Genomic DNA, 19,778 nt, shown 5'->3' with positions numbered 1-19,778 from the left:
GGGCAAGCGTTAGATTTTCTATGGCATTATTGCGCTTTACAGCCAAAGACAAGCCAAAGACAAAGGAAGCAAATGAAAAAGACACACATATATATCGCCGCTTTTATGGCGTTTCTAGGGATAATCTATGCCGCCCCAAGCGATGCCACCACCGCGAAAAATCTCCTAGAGTCCAAAACCAAGCGCACCCTAGAGGTCGTAAGCTTCACCCCCTTAGAATCCAGCAATCTCTTCTTGCTCACTATCCAAGATAAAACAAATGGCTACAAAACTCTCCTTATAAGCGATGAGAAGCAGCAAAACCTAGTGGTAGCAAGCGCGTTTTTTAGCAGCAATGAAGCAGCGATGAAGCGCGTGCAGCAGGAGCTAAACGCCATAAGCAGCCATAATTTCAAAGCCCAGAACTCCGCCAAGCTTAATGAGCTTTTTGCCTCTATCCCCACAGACTATGCCATAACCATAACCGGCGCGAATACAAAAAAGCTCTACATCATCTCAGACCCTATGTGTAGCCACTGCCAAGAAGAGCTAGCACACATAGAAGAGCGGCTTAAAACCCACACGATTGTCATAGTCCCGATAGGGCTGCTAGGGCAGGACTCTCTCTACAAAGCAGCAGATATTATCAGGCAAATCCCTTCTGCCAAGACGCCTAAAGACCAGATCCAAACCTTGCGCAAAATCTATGCACGCACCTATGAGCCTACAAACCCACCCGCTAATGACAAAGCATATAGCCAAGTGCTACGCATAACAAGTAGCATTAGAGAATCAGGGCTTGTAGAGGGCGTGCCATTTATCTATGAGCCTTTGCGCTAGAATCCACTTTTGATACTTTGACTAAGGAGCAATGATGAAAAAGCCCACACATAGCACAAACTCATCACCACGCAAATCGCCACATAGGAAAATCGCGGATTTTGCGATGGTAGGCAGCAGCAGCGCGCTTGTGCTAGTCGCTCTGCTAGGCTGCGATAATCCTAGAGAGCAAGACTTTGTATCAAGCAATCAAACATCAAATAGCCAAACCCCAAGCCAAGCCATCAAGCAAGGGGCGTTTGTCATCGTAGAAGAGCAGCTAGATGGCAGCTACAAAGTCCTAGAAGAATACCCCAGTGCCACCACGCGCGTGGTCGTGCGCGACAAATCTGGGGCGGAGCGGATTTTAAGCGATGAGGAAGTCGATGAGCTTATCAAAAAAGAAGCCGCACGCGTGGAGAATGGCACAAGCGAGCTACTAGCCCCAGCAGCAGGGGGTGCAGGCGAGCAAAGTGGCAGCGGAGGGCTAGGGCTAGGAGGGGCGATCCTAGCAAGCGCAGCAGGCGCACTGCTAGGAAGCTACATCGGCAACAAGCTTTTTAACAACCCAAACTACCAGCAAAACAAGCAGCGCAACTACAAATCCCCCCAAGCCTATGAGCGCAGCGCAAATAACTTCAAGCAAGGTGCTACAAACTCCCCAAGAGCAGGGGCTACGCCAAGTAATGCAAAAGGTGGATTCTACCAAAACAACGCCGCCCAAAACACCGCCAAAGGCGCGGCAAGCCCAAGAAGCACGCAAAGTGGCTTTGGCAGCTAGCAAGCCGCTAGAATCCAGCAATCGCAATAGTAAAGGAGAGCAGAATCTATGCTGCAATGCTTTGTTATAAACCTTGCCCGCTCCCTTGATCGCAGGGCAAGTATGGAGGCACATATCGCCGCGCTTTTTGCCAAAGAGCCGCATTTGCAAGAAAAGCTTAACTTCACATTTTTCCAAGCTATAACGCCTAAAGACATTAGAGAAAATGGCTTTATCACGCGCTATTGTCCATTTTGGGCTGGGGTGTATAAGGCTAGGGCGGTGCGAGAGACAGAGCTAGCGTGCTTTGCCTCACACTACGCGCTGTGGCAAAAATGCGTAGAGCTAGGAGAAGGGATCATCGTGCTAGAAGATGATATACGCTTTTGCGCTGGCTTTGGGGAGGGCGTGCTCTCAATCGCGCAAAGCCCCTATGAGTATGTCCGCCTAGCGTGGCGGACTTGGCATACAATGTATCTTATCCAAGAGCGTTTCGCCCTAGCTCCTAAGCTTATGCTTGGCGCTTCTGGCTACTACATCTCCCCAAGTGGCGCGGCAAAGCTCATCAAAAGCGCGGAAAAAATCTTTGTCGCAGTGGATTATTATATGAGCTTTTCTTACTTGCATAATGTCGCTGAAATGCTCTACCTCCCGCATATCGCAGAGATTAGCGAGCTAGATGAGCGATCCACCATAGGCAAGCCAGAGCACCAGCCAAAGGATAAGGGCTTTTACTATCGCTTTGTGCTGCTGCGCGAGCTGCATAGACTCTACCGCGATGTGCGTATGTGGCTCTTTGCCCAAAAATCTTTGCGCGCGTGCAAGCTCCTTGCCAAAGGGCAGTAGCGGTGCGAGAAGTAAATGGCGCGCTGATCCACTCAAGCAGCATAATCGATGAAGATGTAGCAATCGGTGCAGGCAGCAAGATCTGGCATTTTTGCCATATTTTGCGCGGCAGCGTGATAGGGCGTGATTGTGTCATCGGGCAGGGGTGCTGTATCGGCGCGAATGTCTCTATCGGCAGTGGCTGTAAAATCCAAAATAATGTCAGTATCTATGAAGGTGTGCGGCTGTGCGATGAAGTCTTTGTGGGTCCAAGTGTAGTATTTACCAATGTTTTGACCCCACGCGCTTTCATCAATCGCAAGAGTGAGTTTCTCCCCACACTCTTGCACAAAGGCTGCTCCATAGGCGCAAATGCCACGATACTTTGCGGTATAGAAATAGGCGAGTTCGCGCTCATTGGCGCAGGGAGTGTGGTGCTAGAATCTGTGCCAAGCTACGCGCTTATGGTGGGCAACCCTGCTAGGCTTATCGGCTTTGTGGATAGATCTGGGGCTAGGCTTAGGTTTGATGAGGGGGGCTTTGCTAGGAGCATTTATGATGGGAGGGAGTATATATTAGAAAATGGTGTCGTGCGTGAGATCTAAGAAAAGGGATTCGGTTTTGGGTAATCATAGCGGCGATTTTGTGGATTTTAGGACAACCGCAGACTCTTGCTCTGCCCTAAAATCCACAAAAAGCACCACTAGCAATACCGCAAAGCGAAGCTTCTTTAGAAAACAAGCGACAGCGGTGCAAGGCGGGGGCACGCAAGCAGGTTTCTTTAGAATTCCTAGAATCCTAGAAGAAGAAAAACAAGCTGAAAATAAAAAAACTACCGATATTCAAAAAGTGGATTCTAGCAAGCAAGCCTTTTTATCGTCATTGCGAGCTTTGCGAAGCAAAGCGTGGCAATCCATACAAACAAAGACACAATCCCTAGAATCCACTTTTTCACACAACACACAAAAAATACAGAAATTACAAAAAGTGGATTCTAGGATTTTTCATAACACCGCTATTTTTGCTAACGCAAAAAAAATGGATTGCCACGATTTTGCTAACGCAAAATCTCGCAATGACGGAAATCGTGTTTTTGATACCACGCCGCAAGATGAAAAAACAGAAAGTGTGTTTGATAAAAAGCCGCAGGCGGAAGGATTTTGCGATGATTTTGGGGGTTTTCAAGGCGGGGGCGAAGGGATTTACCTTGAGTGGTAATGAGCAAGCCCCCGCCGCAGAATCCCTCAAAAGCACTCAAAAGCCAACGCCCCGCACCATAGCTATCATCGGTCTTGGCTATGTGGGGCTACCCCTAGCCCTAACCTTTGGCAGACAATACCCCACCATAGGCTTTGATATAAACCCCACACGCATAAACGAGCTACAACAAAAGCTAGATTCTAGCGGTGAATGCACTTTGCAAGACTTCTTGCAAGCCCCTTTAGCACACTTTAGCAATGATCCAAAGCACCTAGCACAAGCCACTATCTATCTCATCGCCGTCCCCACGCCTATCACCCACGATAAGCTCCCAGATCTCTCCTACCTGCAAAGCGCGTGCGAGCTTGTAGGCTCTGTGCTAAAGGTGGGGGATATTGTCGTGTTTGAATCCACCACCTACCCCACTTGCACGCGCACCTTTTGTGTGCCGCTGCTAGAATCCACTAGCAATTTAGAGCTTAATCGCGACTTTTTTGTGGGCTACTCGCCAGAGCGTATCAATCCAGCCGATAAAGCGCACCGCCTAAGCCAAGTGGTGAAAATCACTTCAGGCTCCACTCCAGAATCTGCTGCCATAATCGACAAGCTCTATGCGAGCGTGATCCCTGCTGGCACACATTGTGTCTCTAGTATCGAGGTAGCCGAAGCGAGCAAAGCCCTAGAAAACGCCCAGCGCGACATCAATATCGCCTTTATGAATGAAGCGTATATGCTCTTTGATACACTTGGGCTTGATATGGCAGAGATTTTGCAAGCAGCACGCAGCAAGTGGAATTTCCTGCCGTTTTATCCCGGGCTTGTGGGGGGGCATTGCATTAGTGTCGATCCTTACTACCTCTCCTATATCGCCGAGCTTAAGGGCTTTATGCCGCAGATTATCACAAGCAGCAGGCAGACTAATGAAGCAATGCCGTGCTTCATCGCTAGCAAGTTTGCCAAGCAGCTAGAATCCGCTGGGATTGAGCTTCAAGGTGCTAGGGTGCTTGTCGTGGGCTTTGCCTTTAAAAAAGATTGCAAAGATATGCGCAATACCTTAGTGCCAAATTTATGCGATGAGCTAGGGGGGTTGGGCTTAGAAGTAGAAGTGATAGACTCTCTTATAGACAAGGAGCAAGCAAGGCTAGAGTATGGCATTAGCGTGCTAGAATCTAGCCAGCTTCTAGCACATAGCTATGATGGCGTGCTGTGCAATGTGATCCATAGCTGCGATAGCGCGATAGATTTTCAACGCTTTTGCAAAATCAACGGAGTCTTTATGTCTATCTCCCTTGACAAGGCATAAGTTTTTCCCTAAAATACGCGTTTTACTTCACGCATTCCGGATTAGCTCAGCGGTAGAGTAGGCGGCTGTTAACCGCTTGGTCGCAGGTTCGAATCCTGCATCCGGAGCCACTTCTTTCTATTTATTCTACTCGTTTAAGTAATTTATGATACATTTATACAACTTAGATTTCTACTTACACAAGGACATACTATGAAAAGTAACGCCCCACATATCATAATACTAGGTGCTGGATATGCAAGCCTTGCTTGTATTGCTAATTTGCCAAAATCTATCTACAACACTGCAAGATGGACGCTTATCACAAAAGAGTCTGCACATTATGAAAGTGTCTTGCTGCACGAAGTAGTAAGTGGCTATAAAGATAGAGAAATTTTGCACCCCTTGCAAGATATTATCCCCAAAGACATAGCGATCGTGCAAGATTGCGTGCAGACAATCAACGCAAGCGATAAAAGTATCATTTGCGATAATGGCACATACCACTATGATGTGCTAGTCATTGGGCTAGGGTTTGCTAGCGATAGCTTTGGCATAAAGGGTGTGAGTGAGTATGCTCTGCCACTTACTAGCTACCACCAAGCCAAAGCAATCCGCACTAGGATAGAAGAAAATCTTCACGCCTATATACGCACTAATGATGAGCGGTATCTGCGCTTTGTGGTGTGTGGCGGGGGATTTAGCGGGTGCGAGCTTGTGGCGACACTTGCCCAAGAGATCCCACGCCAAGCCAAAAAGCTAGGGATACAAAAGGCGATAGAATGCGTGTGTATAGAAGCCCTAGATACAGTGCTGCCGATGTTTGCGCCCAAGCTAGCCCAAAAGGGGCGTAAATATTTAGAGAAGTTAGGGGTCAATGTGCGCACCTCTAGCAAGATCTTATCCGTGCAAGAAAATGGCGTGCAAATCGCACTCCCTAGCACAAATCAAGAACAAAAAGAGCCGCAAACAGAGCTAATCGAGTCATTTTGCGTGATATGGACTGCGGGCGTGCAGGGCAATCTTGTCATCGCTAATTCCTTTGCCACGCCAAAATCTAAGCTTGTAATCACCCCTTACCTCCACCCCAAATCTCTCTCCACAGAAGAAGCCCCAGAATCTAGCACGCCTATTGATATGGATTCTATCTTTGTGCTTGGGGATTGCGGGGCATTGCTTGATGAAAAGACCCAGCGGTTCTATCCGCCTACTGCCCAGCTAGCCCAGCAGCAAGGGGTCTATCTAGCAAGCATTTTGCCAGCATATCTACAACAATACGCTGCTAAAGACTCTGCTAAAGTGGATTCTAGCAGGCACGCTAGCGAGCAAATCCCGCCCTTTGCCTATGAGCCACAAGGCACGATCTGCTCACTTGGCTCTTGCTATGGTATAGGAGAAATCGCGGGCAAAAGCTTTTCTGGGTTTATTGCCATAGCACTCAAACGCGCCGTAGAGTGGCGTTGGCGTAGGAGTATCCGCAAAAGGCGTTAGTCAATCTAGCACACGATGTGGCAATGCGCCTATACATATCGCTTAGATCTTAAGGCTAGGTTGGCTTATAAGTGGGGGAATCAAGTTTTAGAGAAGTGGGGGTGATTGATCCTACCGCTTGTGCGATAGGATTCTTAAGATTATAGGGCGGCTTTTGCCTGCTGGACAATCGCGCCAAATGCTTGGGGGTCATTCATCGCCATATCAGCCAAGATCTTTCTGTCAAGCTTGATATTTGCACGCTTTAGCCCATAGATAAACTTAGAGTAGCTTATATCATTGATTCTACACGCTGCATTTATGCGCACAATCCATAAGCTTCTAAAATCTCGTTTTTTCTGCTTCCTATCTCGAAACGCATAGCACAAACTTCGCTCTAATTGCTCCTTTGCCTTGCGGAAATGCTTCCTGCGTCCGCTGTAAAATCCACGGGCTAGCTTTAGGACTTTTTTGTGTCTTCTGCGTCTGACAACGCCTGTTTTAACTCTCATTTTTTCTCCTTGACCTAGTATGTAGGTGTAGCTCTTGCTAATCTTTCCCTAAAATAGGGGGACTTCAACTTATGCTTGACACAAAAGACTCTTCACAGAATCCATATTTGCACTATGCACGAAATGCGGGGATTTTAGCCGTGCTTTACGCTTTGGCGATTTCTTTGTCAAGATATGACTGCGAAACGCCGACCCACGCTTGATAAGATTTTTCTTACACTTAAAGCGTTTGGCTGCCCCACGATTTGTTTTCATCTTTGGCATTGTCGTCTCCTTTCATAAGATATACCGCGCTTAAGTCTTAGACTTTTAAGCGACAAAATAAGCGCGGATTCTAACACGATTTTTCTAAAAACTTCTTTATAGCTTGGGCTAAAACTTGACTAAAACTTCTTACTATTCACATCATCTAAAATCTTTGTCGCCACATCATCGAGTGCGGTGCTTATATCGCGTGAATGATTGGCGATTTTTACATTTTGCTGCGTGATACCCTCTAATTGTGAAATGGTGTCATTGATTTGCGTTACACCTTCTGCTTGTTCTTTGATAGACTCTGCCATATCGTTGATGCTCTGCACCAAAAGATTTGTATTTGCTTCAATTTCACCCAAACTTCTTTGTGTGCGTTCGGCAAGTTTTCTTACCTCATCAGCAACGACTGCAAAACCTCTGCCGTGCTCTCCTGCCCTTGCAGCTTCAATAGCGGCATTCAAAGCCAAAAGATTTGTTTGATCGGCTATATCGCGTATGATACCGATGACATTTTTAATATCCTCACTTTGTGCGATGACTTCATTTGTGCGATCGCTCACGCTTTGCATAGATTGAGCTATTTCTTCTGTGAGCGTGGCGGTTTGTGCGAGTGATGAGCTTTGCGTATTTGCACTCTCTGTAAGCTCAAGCACCGAAGATTCTAGCTCTTTTGACTTAGCTTCAAGCTCGTTTGCATAGCTTTTAGAGACTGAAAGCATACTCACCATAGAATCTCCCAAGCTATTTATCGCACTCTCAAGCCCTCTAGGATTTTCTATCCTGTCGGTAAAGTCATTATTTTTATAAGCTTCAAACACTCTTGCGGGATTTTTGAGATTCTCGCCCACAAGATTTAAAAGCGTGTGCGACATTTGATTTATCGCATCTTTTAGCTCATTGATTTGTGGATTTAGGCTTGTATTTTCTATCACAGAGCCAAATCGCCCCTCTTTTGCCTCCGCTACGACACCTAGCACATCACGCACAAGATTAGAATCTTTTTTGAGTCCTTCTTGTGTGCGTTTGACATTCTCATCAATCGCCTTTGCCATACGCCCAATTTCATCTTTAGAATCTAGCGGGATAGAGTCCATCTGCTTGCTCTCGTGATTAAGGTAGGCAAAAAAGGCAAAGACATTATGCTGTAAGCTTAGAATCCCGCGCAAATGCGTGCTATAAAACAGCCACATCAATGGGAAAAAGATCAGCAAAAATGCCACCATAGAAATAGCGATATTGTTATAGATCGTTTGAGAAATATTCCCTAGAATCCCTTGCGAAGTGGCGTGGGTGTAAATATCTAGCGTATCAATATACACCCCTGTTGAAATCCAAATATCCTTCGTATTTGGGATAAGCTTGGCATAGGCGACTTTCTGCGCATCGACAAACCCGCCCTGTGGCAAAGGCTTAGAAAATATGTAATACACAAATTTACCCTTTTGACTCGTGTCTTTAGAGATCTCAAAAAGCTCTCGTATGTAATATACGCCATTGGGGTCTTTAGCGTCCCAATACGACACGCCAATCATATCTTTGCGGTTTGGGTGTGCGACGGTTATGCCCTTTTGAAAGGCGAAGTAGTAGCCAGACTTGTCGTCTTCAAAGTTGAATTTATCAATGGCTTTTGCGATGATGGCGATTTGATCCTTTTCATCAAGCCCTTTTACAAGCTCACCTAGCGAGCTTGCCATAGAATCTGTGCCGAGCTTGATTTTTGCCTTAATCTCTTGCTCTAGCATTGCGATAATTTGCTCTTGCGTATGCTTGGAGAACTTCGTCTCTCCTAAGATCGTTAGCACCAAAAATATGACAAATGCCACGCCAAAGCCGACAATCAAGGTGAAAAACTTTGATTTAAGTGAAAGGTTTTTATAAAACTTCATAGCCATTCCTTCAAGCAGGGTAGTAAATAGCACTGCAAAAAAGGTAGCATAAAATCCAAGCAAATCAAGCAAAATCTACCCCCGGCCTTAGGCTATGTGTAGATAGTAAGCAAAGAGCAAGGATTAGGAGCGTTTGAGATAGATTCTAGTGCTTTAGCACATTTGCGCTATAATCCCAGCTACCACCACTTCAAGGAGTAGCAATGCCAAGAGATGCCAACGGAAGCCCGCTAGATTCTGGCGATAGCGTAACTATCACTAAAGACCTTAAAGTAAAAGGCGTTTCAAGCACGATAAAGCGCGGCACTATGGTGAAAAATATCCGCTTAAATGGTAATGATGATGAGATAGAAGCCAAGCTCCCAAAGCTTGGCACCATTGTGATAAAGACCTGCTTTGTCAAAAAGGCATAGCATAAATGGCAAAAAAGTCCTACCTCATTGATACTTCTATCATACTTGATGACCCAGAAAACATCATCTATCTCTACGACAACGCCAAAAACACCCTATGTATAAGCGATGTCGTGCTAGAAGAGCTTGATAAGAAGAAAACCTCACACGAAGTAGGCTTTTTAGCGCGAGAGTTTTTCCGCAATATTGGGGACTTTGATAAGCGCGCCACAAGCAGTGCTAAAGCAAGCAAGCAAGAGCTGCCATTCCCCCCGAAAGAGCAGGACTTTTTATACATAGCCTACTATGAGAGCAAGCAAGGTGCGATCCCCATTACAATCATCTACCGCGCAAGCTACAAAACCAAGCACCTAGAGTATGGGCTAAATGACGCAAGGCTCGCAGAAATCGCCAAAGACTATGGGCTCACTCTACTCACCAATGATATAGCACTAAAAATCCGCACTAAAGCAAGCGGGCTTAATGCCCAATCTCTCTTCCGCGATCGCGTGGAAAACCCCAGTGAAATCAACTTCTGGCATAGCTTCTTGCTCCATAAAGACGCGCCTTTAGCCCAGCTTGAGAAAACAAAGGCATTTAAAACACTAAAAGAGTGGAGTCTAATCCATATCGATGAGCAAGATAATACCGATAGCTCGCTCTATCTCACGGGGAAAAAACGCTTTGGCATAAAGCTGCAAGGTCGCTTTGAAGAATGGGATTTAGATACAATGATAGATGAAGCTGCTCCCTATGTAACGCCCATAAATTTAGATCAAAAAATGCTCTTTTGCCTGCTCACCCACCCGCATAATGTCGCCACCATAGCCACAGGCTCAACAGGCTCTGGCAAGACACTTATCGCCCTCCAAGCAGGGCTAGAGCTACTGAAGCAAGAAGTAGTTGATGGCATTATCTACCTGCGCAACACCATCACCGCTAATGACAAAGAAGCGGAGCTTGGATTCCGCAAGGGTGATGAAGACCAAAAGCTAGGCTACTTTATGTATCCCTTGTATAGCGCGATCAACTTCATCATCGACTCCTTGCGCTCTAGCTCGCTAAAGAGCTACCTTGAATACCGCGGCAATGTCAATACAATCCACAAAGAAGATGCCACGGAATATTTTTTAAAAAAGCACAATATCCAAGTCGTTGATATTGCGCACGCTAGGGGGATCACTATCCGCAAGAAGTTTGTGATATTTGATGAAGTGCAAAATGCCTCAAACGCCACGATCAAGCTCATTGGCACAAGGCTTGGAGATGATAGCAGGATCGTGTTTCTAGGGGATTGGGCGCAGATTGACCACCCATATCTAAGCAAGTTTCGCAACGGCGCCGTAAGCCTACTGCAAAAAGCCCTAGCCACAGACATCATCGCTGGAATCCAGCTGCGCCAGACGATCCGCAGCTCCATAGCCCAGTGGTTTGGGGAAAGCTTTTAGGCTAGTATAAGAGCGTGCAAAAACTCGCGCTTTTTGCTAAAATCACAGAGCAACTCCCACTTTTCAAGGTCAATAATGATAGATATAAAACTTTTACTACACGATTTTGATAGTGTAGCCCTAGCCCTTAGCAAGAAGCAGGTAGATCCTAGTAGCTTGCAAGCTCTAAGTGCCTTAGCCACTAAGCTTAAGCACGCCAAGCAGTCCCTAGAATCTCTCCAAGAGCTGCAAAACAAAAACTCCAAGCTCTTTGGCGCGCAAAAGGCGCAAAAAGTGGATTCTAGTGTGCTAGAGCCTTTGCGCCAAGAGCTAGAAGCAAATAAGCAAAATATCGCCCGTGAGCAAGAAGTCGTGCGAGCCTTGCAAGAAGAGCTAGAATCTAGCCTTGCCACTATCCCTAATCTCCCGGATTCTCACACGCCAGAAGGCGCAGATGAGAGTGCAAATATCGAGCTTAAGCGCATTCTTACCCCTAGGGAGTTTGACTTCACTCCTAAGGAGCATTTTGAGCTAGCAGAGCAAAATGGCTGGATTGACTTTGCCGCTGGCGTGAAGCTAGCTAAAAGTCGCTTTTCAGTGCTACGCGGACAAGGTGCGCTACTCTCGCGCGCGCTTATAAACTTTATGATAGATAGCAATCGCAAAGCAGGCTTTGAGCTTGTCAGCACGCCGGTGATTGTCAATAGTGCTATGCTCTTTGGCACGGGGCAGCTGCCAAAATTTGAAGATGATATGTTTAAGATCTGCGGTGAAGAGGATTCTAGGAGTGAGGCACAAAACCTAGAATCCACTTTTGAAAATGCTACAACTCTAAGCGAGCAGCAAAAAGTGGATTCTGGGGAAAACGCCAAAAATGTAAGCGAGCAACCAAAGGATTCTAGGATTTTGGAGATAGAATCGGGGTTTTTCAAGCCGCGCAAGGAGATAAGACTCGAGTGTCTATCGACGCAGTGCGGCGATGAAATCCACGATTCTAGCCCAAAAGCCGAATCCACCAACCAAAAGCCAACACCCAAACCAACCAAAGAAAAGCAAAAAGGACACAGCCTCTACCTCATCTCCACTTCAGAAATCACCCTAACCAATCTCTACAACGACTGCATTATTAGTGCCAAAGATCTGCCTATTTGCCTAACCGCACAAACCCCCTGCTTCCGCAAAGAAGCCGGCAGTGCGGGGCGCGATACAAGGGGCATTATCCGTGAGCATCAATTCGACAAAGTCGAGCTAGTGGCGATCACGCACCCAAGCCAAAGCGATGCTATGCAAGAGTTAATGCTACGCACCGCTAGCAAAATCCTAAGCGATTTAGAGCTGCCTCATCGCTTTATGCGGCTATGTAGTGGGGATTTGGGCTTTAGCGCGAGCAATACCATTGATATAGAAGTCTGGCTACCAGGACAAGGCTGCTACCGCGAGATAAGCTCTGTGAGCAACACGCGCGACTTCCAAGCACGCCGCGCCAAAATCCGCTACAAAGAAAATGGCAAAAATCACTTCGCCCACACGCTTAATGGCTCTTCCCTAGCCGTAGGGCGCACGCTTGTGGCGATTATGGAAAACTATCAGCAAAAAGATGGCTCCATAGCTATCCCCAAAGTCCTAGAACCCTACCTATAACTAGAGCTATATTATGGCAGACATCAATAGTATCCAAGAAGAGCAAGCCCCAGATACAGAGCCTAAAGCAAGCTTAGCTTCTAAGCTGCAAGGTGTGCTTGCCCCTATGCAAGGGCTACTTGACAAGATAGCAGCCATAGATCACCCCTTAGTGCAAAAATTCAAGCAAAACAAAGTCCTGCTATATAGTGTGCTAGGCGGCACGGCGTTATTGATTGTCTTGCTGCTTTTGCTGCTGATTTTAGCACTTATGCCTAGTAAATCCACCAAATCCCCCAAGCAAACCCCCCAAGAGAGTGTAAGCAATGAAATCTCCCAAGAAGAAGTGCATAAACTCCTAGCCACGCCACTGCCAGCCCCAGATGATGAAGCCCAAGATTCTAGTGTCGATAATCTCATCATCAAAGGCAATGTTCTCTATGATCAAGGCTATCGACAAGAAGCCTATGAAGTCTTTCGCAAAATCGCTGACTTTTCGCAATCAATCGCCAATTACAACCTAGGCACAATGGAGCTAAAATCCCAGCTCTATCACGATGCCATTGCTGCATATAATGAAAGTATCCAAACCGGGCAAAATATCTCTGCAAGTGCTATCAACGCGGCAGTAGCGGCGTTTAAAATAGATCGATTTGATCTCTATGGGCATTATGTCAAAGTCGCTAATGACAATTTAAGCGAGATTATCAATGAGCCATTTTATAGCTATGCCTATGCGCTTACCTCCTACTATGAGGATAAATATTTTGAGACCTTAAGCCCCCTGCTTAATCCAAACTCCCTAGAATTTAGTGAGCAAAACCACCGCCTAGCCGCGCATATTTTCACCATCTTTGGCGATGATAGCAATGCCCTAGAGCATTTGCAAGCTGCAGCAAACCCAGAAGACAACAAATCTATGGGGCTACTTTATGCACGCAAAGCAGAATACGCCCAGGCAAAAACACATCTCATACGATTCTTACAAAACCACCCCAATGATGTAGAAGCCCTTATGGCATTGCAAATTGTCGAGCTAAAGCTTGGGAACTATGCCGCGGCTGCATCAAGCCTAGATTCTATCACCTCTGATAAGCGGATCCACGAAATAGCCAAGGTAACCTACCCTATCAAAGTCGTCATCAATCCAGAGCTATTTGATGTAAGCATCGCCCAAAAGACATTTTGGGAGCGCGATTTTGAAAACAAAGACAAAATCGGCTATAAAATGCTTTTTTATTTCGCTCCCTATCGTGTGTTTGATGCCAAGCTTGTTCTAGAAGAAATCACACAAGCAAGTAACTTTGCCCAGCTTAATATCACAGAGGGGAAAAATATCCTTCTGCGCTCTGCGACAACTTCTAAAATCGATAGAGAAATTATCCGCACACTTGTCGCCCTTGAGACCAAAGACTTGCGACAGGCATTGGCATTTTTAAAAAACGCGACAAAATCCAACCCAAACCACGCCATTTTATACTACAACCTAGGGCTAGTGTATGCGCAACTTGGGCAGTATGATGATGCGTATGCGCATTTTATCCGCGCTTATTATCTTGATCAAAACGACTATCTCTCTGGAATCTTTGCGGTGCTTACAGGGCGATTTAGCCATAAAGATACCGAGCGCGTGGTGTTTGATATGGTGCAGTCTTTCCAAGATCACGAGATCCAAGACCACATAGCAAACCCCGCTTGGCACACCTTTGTCGAAAATTTCTTAAACTACCTAAATGACAACCAAATCCAAGAGAGCGATTGGATCGCGCAAGCCAAAATCAAAGAGCCGATTTTCTATGCACTAGAATTTGTCTATGCGCTTAAAAACAAAAACAAGCAAGGTATGCTAGAGAACATCAACGCCCTTAAAGCGATATTTCCAAACGATGTGGTGGTCAATATCCTAGCAGTGCTTACCAAAAACTTTGGCGAGAGCCTGCAAGATATTAGCATTAGTATGTATAATCTCTTCAATACCGATACCCTAGATTTGCGCCCATTGTATTATGGCGGGGCGTTGCCTAGAGAGCTATATGTCTATACGGGATTTATCACAGGCTCCTTGCAAAATCAAGCCCGCATTATACAAAACCACCTTACCGCCAAAGATGACGACCCGCGCGGGGCGTTGCAGACACTTGGGACAATCAATATCTATCAAAAAGACTTTCAAAAAGCCTATACGATTTTTAATATGCTTGTTGATGAGCTGCAAGAAAACGATAGCCACACGCGCTTCCTCACAGCAGTATCTGCCGTAGGGGCAGGGAATTATGGCGATGCGACTCTGCTTTTGCAGCTTGCCAAAATGGAAACCCCCACCGCCTATGAAGCACGCTATGCCCTAGGGCTACTCTATCAAGCAGCCCAAAACTACAAAGCCGCTGCGACAAATTACAACTTCGTATCACTAGCTGACTTTCGCTCGGAGTTTTTTGACTTCCAAATTGATACGCAAAAAATCTATGCCTATGAGCTAGAATCTAACGCCCCGCCAACTAGCGAGCAATAGCCTTGGACACACTACTCTCCCAGCTAAACCAAGCCCAAGCAGAGGCAGCCCAGCATATCGATGGCGCGCTATTGATCCTAGCAGGCGCAGGCAGTGGGAAGACAAAGACTATCACCACGCGTCTAGCCTATCTCATCAAAGTCGTAGGGATCCCGCCCCAATGCACTCTCACACTCACTTTCACCAACAAAGCCGCAAATGAAATGCGCACTAGGGCATTGCAGCTCTTAGGTGCAGAGATCCCGCACCCACCCTTGCTCTGCACTTTTCACCGCTTTGGGCTGCTCTTTTTACGCGAGCATATCCACCACCTAGGGCGTAAGCACGACTTCATTTTGCTTGATAGCGATGATCAAAAGCGCGTTATCAAAAAACTGGATTCTAGCTTTGCCTACTTTAGCCCCGCCCAGATTCTAGGCTATATCTCTAGCTGCAAAAACAAGCTTATCCCTCCCGATCAAGCACGCAAGCAGGCAAAAAGCGAGCATTTCCTAGATCTAAGCAAAGCCTATCAAGCCTATCAGGCATTTTTAGAAGACAACAATATGCTTGATTTTGATGATTTACTGCTAAAGAGCTATGAGATTCTAGCGAGCAATACTGAAATCGCTACAATGATGAGCGAGCGATACCAATATATTATGGTTGATGAATACCAAGATACAAACTTCTTGCAAGTCTCTTTGCTACAAAAGCTCTGCACCACGCATAGCAATCTCTGTGTCGTAGGCGATGATGACCAAAGCATTTATAGCTGGAGAGGGGCGGATATTTCTCATATCTTGCACTTTGCACAAACTTTTGGCGCAAAGACCATCACCCTAGCCCAAAACTACCGCTCCAAAGAGCCGATTTTACGCGCGGCAAACGCCCTTATCGCACACAACACCTCTAGGCTTGGCAAGGAGCTGCATAGCACAAGGGGGCAAGGCGATGAAATTGTGCTACTTAGCAATGATGATGAAGTAGCAGAGGCAAACACCATAGCCAGCCACATTACCACGCTTTTAGCACAGGGCATCGCTCCTACGCAAATCGCCATACTCTTCCGCCTAAATGCGCTCTCTCGCAGTATAGAAGAGGGCTTAAACCGCGCCAAAATCCCCTATAAACTTATCGGCGCGACTAGATTTTATGAACGCGCAGAGATCAAAGATGTGCTAGCATATTTCCGCGTGGTGCTAAATCTTAATGATGATTTCTCTCTCTCACGAATCATCAATGTCCCCAAACGATCCCTTGGCAAAATCGCGCAAGAAAAGATCTTTAGCACTGCTCAATCACATAAACTTAGTGTCTATAAAGCCTACAAGCAAAGGCTACTAGAATCCACTTTATCACACACGCAAAATAAGCAGCTACGCGCTCTTTTTGACACCATAGAACTCCTGCAAGCAAAGCTCCAAGAAAGTGCGCTAGGATTTTTAGACGCCTTTGATGAGAGCTTTGCTTTGCGCTTGCAAACAAGTGCTGATGATATTGATAGGCGGGCAAATATTGAGGAGTTTTATGGTTATTTCCGCGACTTTTTTATGCAAAATCCGCACCAAGGGCTTGATGATTTGCTCTATGAGCTAAGTTTAAGCTCTAGCAGTGATGTAGAAGTGGGCGAGAGTGTGAGCTGTATGAGCGTGCATAGCTCTAAGGGGCTGGAGTTTGACTATGTGTTTATCATAGGCTGTGAAGAAGGATTTTTCCCCCTGCTGCGTGAAGAGGGCGATCTGCAAGAAGAGCGGCGGCTAGGCTATGTAGCAATCACACGCGCTAGGGAAAAGCTCTTTGTCTCACACGCGCATTCGCGATTTTACAAAGGCAAGCGAGAGAGTCTAGCCCCATCGCGCTTCATCAAAGAAGCTAGAATCCACTTTTGTGAAGATAGCTTTGCCAAAGTGGATTCTAGGGACGATTCTAGCGGCGTGGATTCTAGGGGGGCAAAAGTGGATTCTAGTGGTAGCTTTAGCAAGGGCTGTGCAGTGAGTCATAAAATCTTTGGGCTAGGAGTGGTGCAAGAAGTGCGTAGGCAAGGTGGGCAGGAGTATTTACGCATAAATTTTGGCGGGAATATCCGCTTGATCCTTGCTGATTTTGTGCAAAGGGTGTGAGATGCGATTTTTTGTGCTTTTGCTGTGCTTTTGTGTGTGTTTGTGTGCCAAAGACTCTCTTACACACTTCATCGAGCAAAGCTATATGCACGCCTACAAAGACTATGACCTGCACATCACGCAAATCAGCCTACAAATCCCACCTTCAGCCAAAGACCTGCCCGATCTCTCCTGCGCTGCTCCAAATCTCTGCACACTCTCTGCCAATGCCCTTAGCAAATCCAGCGGCACACTCATAGCCAAAATCCACAACGGCACAAGCGTGCTATCTGTGCCTATCGCGTATAATATCGAAGCCGAGCTTACTATCATCAAAACCACGGGGCTTATTAGCACCAATGTCAATATAACCACGCAAAACACCGCCACCACGCGCGCCAAGCTCTCCGCCCTTACAAGCACCAAGCTCCTACCCCAAAGTGCGCTAGGCAAAGTCTCGGCGCGATCGCTCATAGGCTCTGGGGGGCTTATCACGCTAGATAAAGTCAAAGAGCGCGTGCTAGTGCGTAAGGGCGAGATGATCACAGGTATTATCCGCAGTGATAATCTCACCTTGCAAACCCAAGTCCAAGCCTTGCAAAATGGCTCACAAGGCGACATAATCAAAGTCCGCAATCAAAGCACGCAAAAAATCTTGCGCGCACAAATCATTGATGAAAGCACTGCCGAGATTCTCTAGCTTCTATCTGGTCCCCAGAATCCACTTTTTGATAAGGATTCGGCTTTCTAAAGAAACTTTGCTTCGCTTGTTTTGCGCGATAAAGCAGGGAGCTTGCCTTTTGTTTGTGCGATAGACAATCAGTCTTATCTCCGCGCAAAAGGCGGCGCAACCCTGCTTTATCATCGCAAATCCTAGAATCCCAAAGCGGTGATGAAACAAGCCTAAACCCCCTAGAATCCACTTTTTTGCTTTTTTGCGCGTTGTTGTCAAAAGTGGATTCTAGGTTTTGGGCGTTATCGCTAGATTTGGGCTTATGGATTACTAAAGAAGCTGCGGCTTCACCTTGCTTTCTAAAGAAACTGCGCTTCGCTTGTTTTGCCACGCCCTGCCTTGCGGTAGGTCTCGCAATGACAGAAAATGGGCTTTTTCACAAAGCTTGTTTTGCTTCAACACGATTCTAAGAGTTGCGGTGGGGCTTTTGGAGTTTTTTAGGGATTTCTAAAGAAACTGCGCTTCGCTTGTTTTGGGGGCAGAGCTAGACTAGAGATCTGCGGTTGTCTCCAAATCCCTAAAATCTGCGGAATTGCTCACCCAAGACTGAATCGCCTACCCCCTAGAATCCACTTTTTGCACACCTACTTGCGAGCTTTACATTGTAAGTAAGATACTATCCATTGCGCGGAGCAACAAGCAGCGGAGCTATATTAGCTCTACTTGTATCTGCCTAGCTTCTTCATTGCGCAGGGCGATGATTGTTTGATGCACTTGCACGGAAATAGTCGCCTTTTTGGCTGAGGTTTGCAAGATCGTGATGATCACGCCAGCCACTATCCCAAGCGATGCTAAACGCTCTTTGGCTATGCTATCTTCTAGGTTGATTGCCGTAACTTTGTAGCTATGGTTATATGCACAAGCATCAAGATTCATTTTGTCCTCTATAATGATAATGTATATTATTATAGCACTTTTGCGTTACGCTTGTGCTACAATCGCTTCCGCGCCTTTCGCGCTTATTTATACCACAAGGAGTCGCTATGAAATTCTTGGCACAAGCCATTTACCAGCATACTTTAAAGACACAAAGCAGGCTTTGTTTTAGAATCTTGCTGCATTTGCGCAAGTTTTTACTACGCTTTTGTGATCCTGTTATCACCGCTACTTTTAGAGAGCTTAGGCTTACTATGCCCTTTTCTCATACGATCTTTATCAATCAAAAGCTCTATCCGCATTATGATATGCGCTTGCAAGCTATCGCGCAATATATTTGTGCCAAAGATGGCAGGCTTGCTATGATTGATGTAGGGGCAAATATCGGCGATACGGCGGTGCTCTCTCTAAGCGATCAAGCTAGCAATGCTTCATATTTGCTTATAGAAGGAGAGAGGAGCTATGCGGATTTGATTTATACCAATCTCTCACACAATCTCCGCTCTCTCCATAAGCTCCCTAGCCCAGATTCTTATGCTATCTATACGACTAATAGCACACTAGATTCTACGGGGGGGGGGGGGGAGACCATAAACTCTTTTATATTTACACGACATTTTTAGGGCAGAGCGACTCTTGTGAAAAGTATGCGATGAGCTTGCAAGATGGCAGTGGCAAGCTTGTCGCTAGCTCTACTTCATCATCTATCACTACACTAGATCACATTATCCAGCAGACCAACTTCACACCTAATTTCATCAAAATCGATACCGATGGATTTGACTTCAAAGTCCTCCGAGGAGCTAGGGCTACGATTAGCGCATTTATGCCGATTCTTTATTTTGAGTGGAGTTTATCGCATTTGCTCGAGCAAGGAGAATCCCCAACTTCTATATTCCCTATGCTTAGAGACTTGGGCTATGAAAAGCTTGTGATATTTGATAATTTTGGGGACTTGCTATGTGTGCTAGATAGCACTGATGGGCTAAATCTTAGCCTACTTATGGGCTACACAAACACTTCCAAGCAAATCCACTACTACGATGTGCTAGCTATCCATAGGGCTAGCTCTTTTTGCCTGCAAGAGTATTTAAGGATTTATGCAAGCGGGGCTTAAGTGGATTTAAAATTGCTTAAGGCTTCTAAAGC

The 19,778-nt window shown here is 46.1% G+C and carries 20 protein-coding genes, 1 tRNA gene and 2 pseudogenes; 17 read left to right on the top strand and 6 right to left on the bottom strand.

Features of this window, described 5'->3' with window-relative positions; translation table 11 throughout:
- Positions 1–72 precede the first annotated feature (72 nt).
- The 8 genes from NYG90_RS02830 to NYG90_RS02795 all read left to right on the top strand — a co-directional run bounded on the left by NYG90_RS02830 (position 73) and on the right by NYG90_RS02795 (position 6,356).
- A complete protein-coding gene (locus tag NYG90_RS02830) occupies positions 73–819 on the top strand; it encodes a hypothetical protein (protein ID WP_285256529.1) in 747 nt (248 codons plus the stop codon).
- A 34-nt stretch (positions 820–853) separates the two neighbouring features.
- A complete protein-coding gene (locus NYG90_RS02825; protein WP_285256530.1) occupies positions 854–1,579 on the top strand; it encodes a UPF0323 family lipoprotein in 726 nt (241 codons plus the stop codon).
- A 48-nt stretch (positions 1,580–1,627) separates the two neighbouring features.
- Positions 1,628–2,404 (top strand): glycosyltransferase family 25 protein, encoded by a 777-nt coding sequence (locus NYG90_RS02820; protein WP_285256531.1) that lies wholly within the window; start codon positions 1,628–1,630, stop codon positions 2,402–2,404.
- Positions 2,405–2,406: 2 nt separating this feature from the next.
- Positions 2,407–2,988 (top strand): acyltransferase, encoded by a 582-nt coding sequence (locus NYG90_RS02815; protein ID WP_285256532.1) that lies wholly within the window; start codon positions 2,407–2,409, stop codon positions 2,986–2,988.
- A complete protein-coding gene (locus NYG90_RS02810; RefSeq protein ID WP_285256533.1) occupies positions 2,978–3,601 on the top strand; it encodes a hypothetical protein in 624 nt (207 codons plus the stop codon). The genes NYG90_RS02815 and NYG90_RS02810 overlap by 11 nt, the downstream gene beginning before the upstream one ends.
- A complete protein-coding gene (locus NYG90_RS02805; RefSeq protein WP_285264663.1) occupies positions 3,549–4,886 on the top strand; it encodes a nucleotide sugar dehydrogenase in 1,338 nt (445 codons plus the stop codon). Before NYG90_RS02810 ends, NYG90_RS02805 begins: the two co-directional genes overlap by 53 nt.
- A 35-nt stretch (positions 4,887–4,921) precedes the next feature.
- Positions 4,922–4,996 (top strand) — tRNA-Asn (locus NYG90_RS02800).
- 82 nt (positions 4,997–5,078) lie between these two features.
- Complete coding sequence (locus NYG90_RS02795) at positions 5,079–6,356, top strand: NAD(P)/FAD-dependent oxidoreductase (RefSeq protein ID WP_285256535.1); 1,278 nt, start codon at positions 5,079–5,081, stop codon at positions 6,354–6,356.
- Between the two features lie 140 nt (positions 6,357–6,496).
- Here NYG90_RS02795 and rplT read toward each other — a convergent pair whose 3' ends face one another.
- The 4 genes and pseudogenes from rplT to NYG90_RS10565 all read right to left on the bottom strand — a co-directional run.
- A complete protein-coding gene (gene rplT / locus NYG90_RS02790; RefSeq protein WP_285264662.1) occupies positions 6,497–6,847 on the bottom strand; it encodes a 50S ribosomal protein L20 in 351 nt (116 codons plus the stop codon).
- Positions 6,848–6,916: 69 nt separating this feature from the next.
- On the bottom strand, positions 6,917–7,111 hold the full coding sequence (gene rpmI, locus NYG90_RS02785; protein WP_115010729.1) for a 50S ribosomal protein L35: 195 nt from the start codon (positions 7,109–7,111) through the stop codon (positions 6,917–6,919).
- 119 nt (positions 7,112–7,230) lie between these two features.
- The gene (locus NYG90_RS10570; RefSeq protein ID WP_434062726.1) at positions 7,231–7,671 is read right to left on the bottom strand and encodes a methyl-accepting chemotaxis protein; all 441 of its coding nucleotides are present in this window, start codon (positions 7,669–7,671) and stop codon (positions 7,231–7,233) included.
- 678 nt (positions 7,672–8,349) lie between these two features.
- A pseudogene (locus NYG90_RS10565) lies at positions 8,350–8,988 on the bottom strand (cache domain-containing protein); the annotation flags it as partial.
- A gap of 203 nt (positions 8,989–9,191) precedes the next feature.
- On the opposite strand from NYG90_RS10565, the gene NYG90_RS02775 reads away from it, so the two are divergent.
- The 7 genes and pseudogenes from NYG90_RS02775 to flgA all read left to right on the top strand — a co-directional run bounded on the left by NYG90_RS02775 (position 9,192) and on the right by flgA (position 17,720).
- A complete protein-coding gene (locus NYG90_RS02775; RefSeq protein ID WP_023929881.1) occupies positions 9,192–9,401 on the top strand; it encodes an alkylphosphonate utilization protein in 210 nt (69 codons plus the stop codon).
- Between the two features lie 5 nt (positions 9,402–9,406).
- The gene (locus NYG90_RS02770; RefSeq protein ID WP_285256537.1) at positions 9,407–10,828 is read left to right on the top strand and encodes a PhoH family protein; all 1,422 of its coding nucleotides are present in this window, start codon (positions 9,407–9,409) and stop codon (positions 10,826–10,828) included.
- 75 nt (positions 10,829–10,903) lie between these two features.
- Positions 10,904–11,224, top strand: a pseudogene (locus tag NYG90_RS10560) (serine--tRNA ligase); the annotation flags it as partial.
- Positions 11,222–12,448 (top strand): serine--tRNA ligase, encoded by a 1,227-nt coding sequence (serS, locus tag NYG90_RS10525; RefSeq protein ID WP_434062725.1) that lies wholly within the window; start codon positions 11,222–11,224, stop codon positions 12,446–12,448. The pseudogene NYG90_RS10560 and the gene serS, both read left to right, overlap by 3 nt.
- A 13-nt stretch (positions 12,449–12,461) precedes the next feature.
- Positions 12,462–14,939, top strand: a complete 2,478-nt coding sequence (locus tag NYG90_RS02755) for a tetratricopeptide repeat protein (RefSeq protein WP_285264660.1) — start codon at positions 12,462–12,464, stop codon at positions 14,937–14,939.
- Positions 14,940–14,941: 2 nt separating this feature from the next.
- Complete coding sequence (locus NYG90_RS02750) at positions 14,942–17,041, top strand: ATP-dependent helicase (protein WP_285256539.1); 2,100 nt, start codon at positions 14,942–14,944, stop codon at positions 17,039–17,041.
- Position 17,042: 1 nt separating this feature from the next.
- Positions 17,043–17,720, top strand: coding sequence for a flagellar basal body P-ring formation chaperone FlgA (flgA, locus tag NYG90_RS02745; RefSeq protein WP_285256540.1), 678 nt, complete (start codon positions 17,043–17,045; stop codon positions 17,718–17,720).
- Here flgA and NYG90_RS02740 read toward each other — a convergent pair.
- Together NYG90_RS02740 and NYG90_RS02735 are read right to left on the bottom strand one after the other, a co-directional pair.
- Positions 17,689–18,084 (bottom strand): hypothetical protein, encoded by a 396-nt coding sequence (locus NYG90_RS02740; RefSeq protein ID WP_285264659.1) that lies wholly within the window; start codon positions 18,082–18,084, stop codon positions 17,689–17,691. The genes flgA and NYG90_RS02740 overlap by 32 nt on opposite strands.
- A gap of 317 nt (positions 18,085–18,401) precedes the next feature.
- On the bottom strand, positions 18,402–18,629 hold the full coding sequence (locus NYG90_RS02735; RefSeq protein WP_115010736.1) for a FeoA family protein: 228 nt from the start codon (positions 18,627–18,629) through the stop codon (positions 18,402–18,404).
- A 107-nt stretch (positions 18,630–18,736) separates the two neighbouring features.
- On the opposite strand from NYG90_RS02735, the gene NYG90_RS02730 reads away from it, so the two are divergent.
- Together NYG90_RS02730 and NYG90_RS02725 are read left to right on the top strand one after the other, a co-directional pair.
- Positions 18,737–19,252 carry a hypothetical protein gene (locus tag NYG90_RS02730; RefSeq protein WP_285256542.1) on the top strand — a complete coding sequence of 172 codons (516 nt, stop codon included), beginning with the start codon at positions 18,737–18,739 and terminating at the stop codon, positions 19,250–19,252.
- A 29-nt stretch (positions 19,253–19,281) separates the two neighbouring features.
- Positions 19,282–19,746, top strand: coding sequence for an FkbM family methyltransferase (locus NYG90_RS02725; RefSeq protein WP_285256543.1), 465 nt, complete (start codon positions 19,282–19,284; stop codon positions 19,744–19,746).
- Positions 19,747–19,778 lie beyond the last annotated feature (32 nt).

The sequence above is a fragment of the Helicobacter zhangjianzhongii genome (assembly GCF_030249855.1).
GTDB classification, from domain to species: domain Bacteria; phylum Campylobacterota; class Campylobacteria; order Campylobacterales; family Helicobacteraceae; genus Helicobacter_B; species Helicobacter_B zhangjianzhongii.
This window is presented reverse-complemented; position numbering and strand designations above follow the sequence as displayed.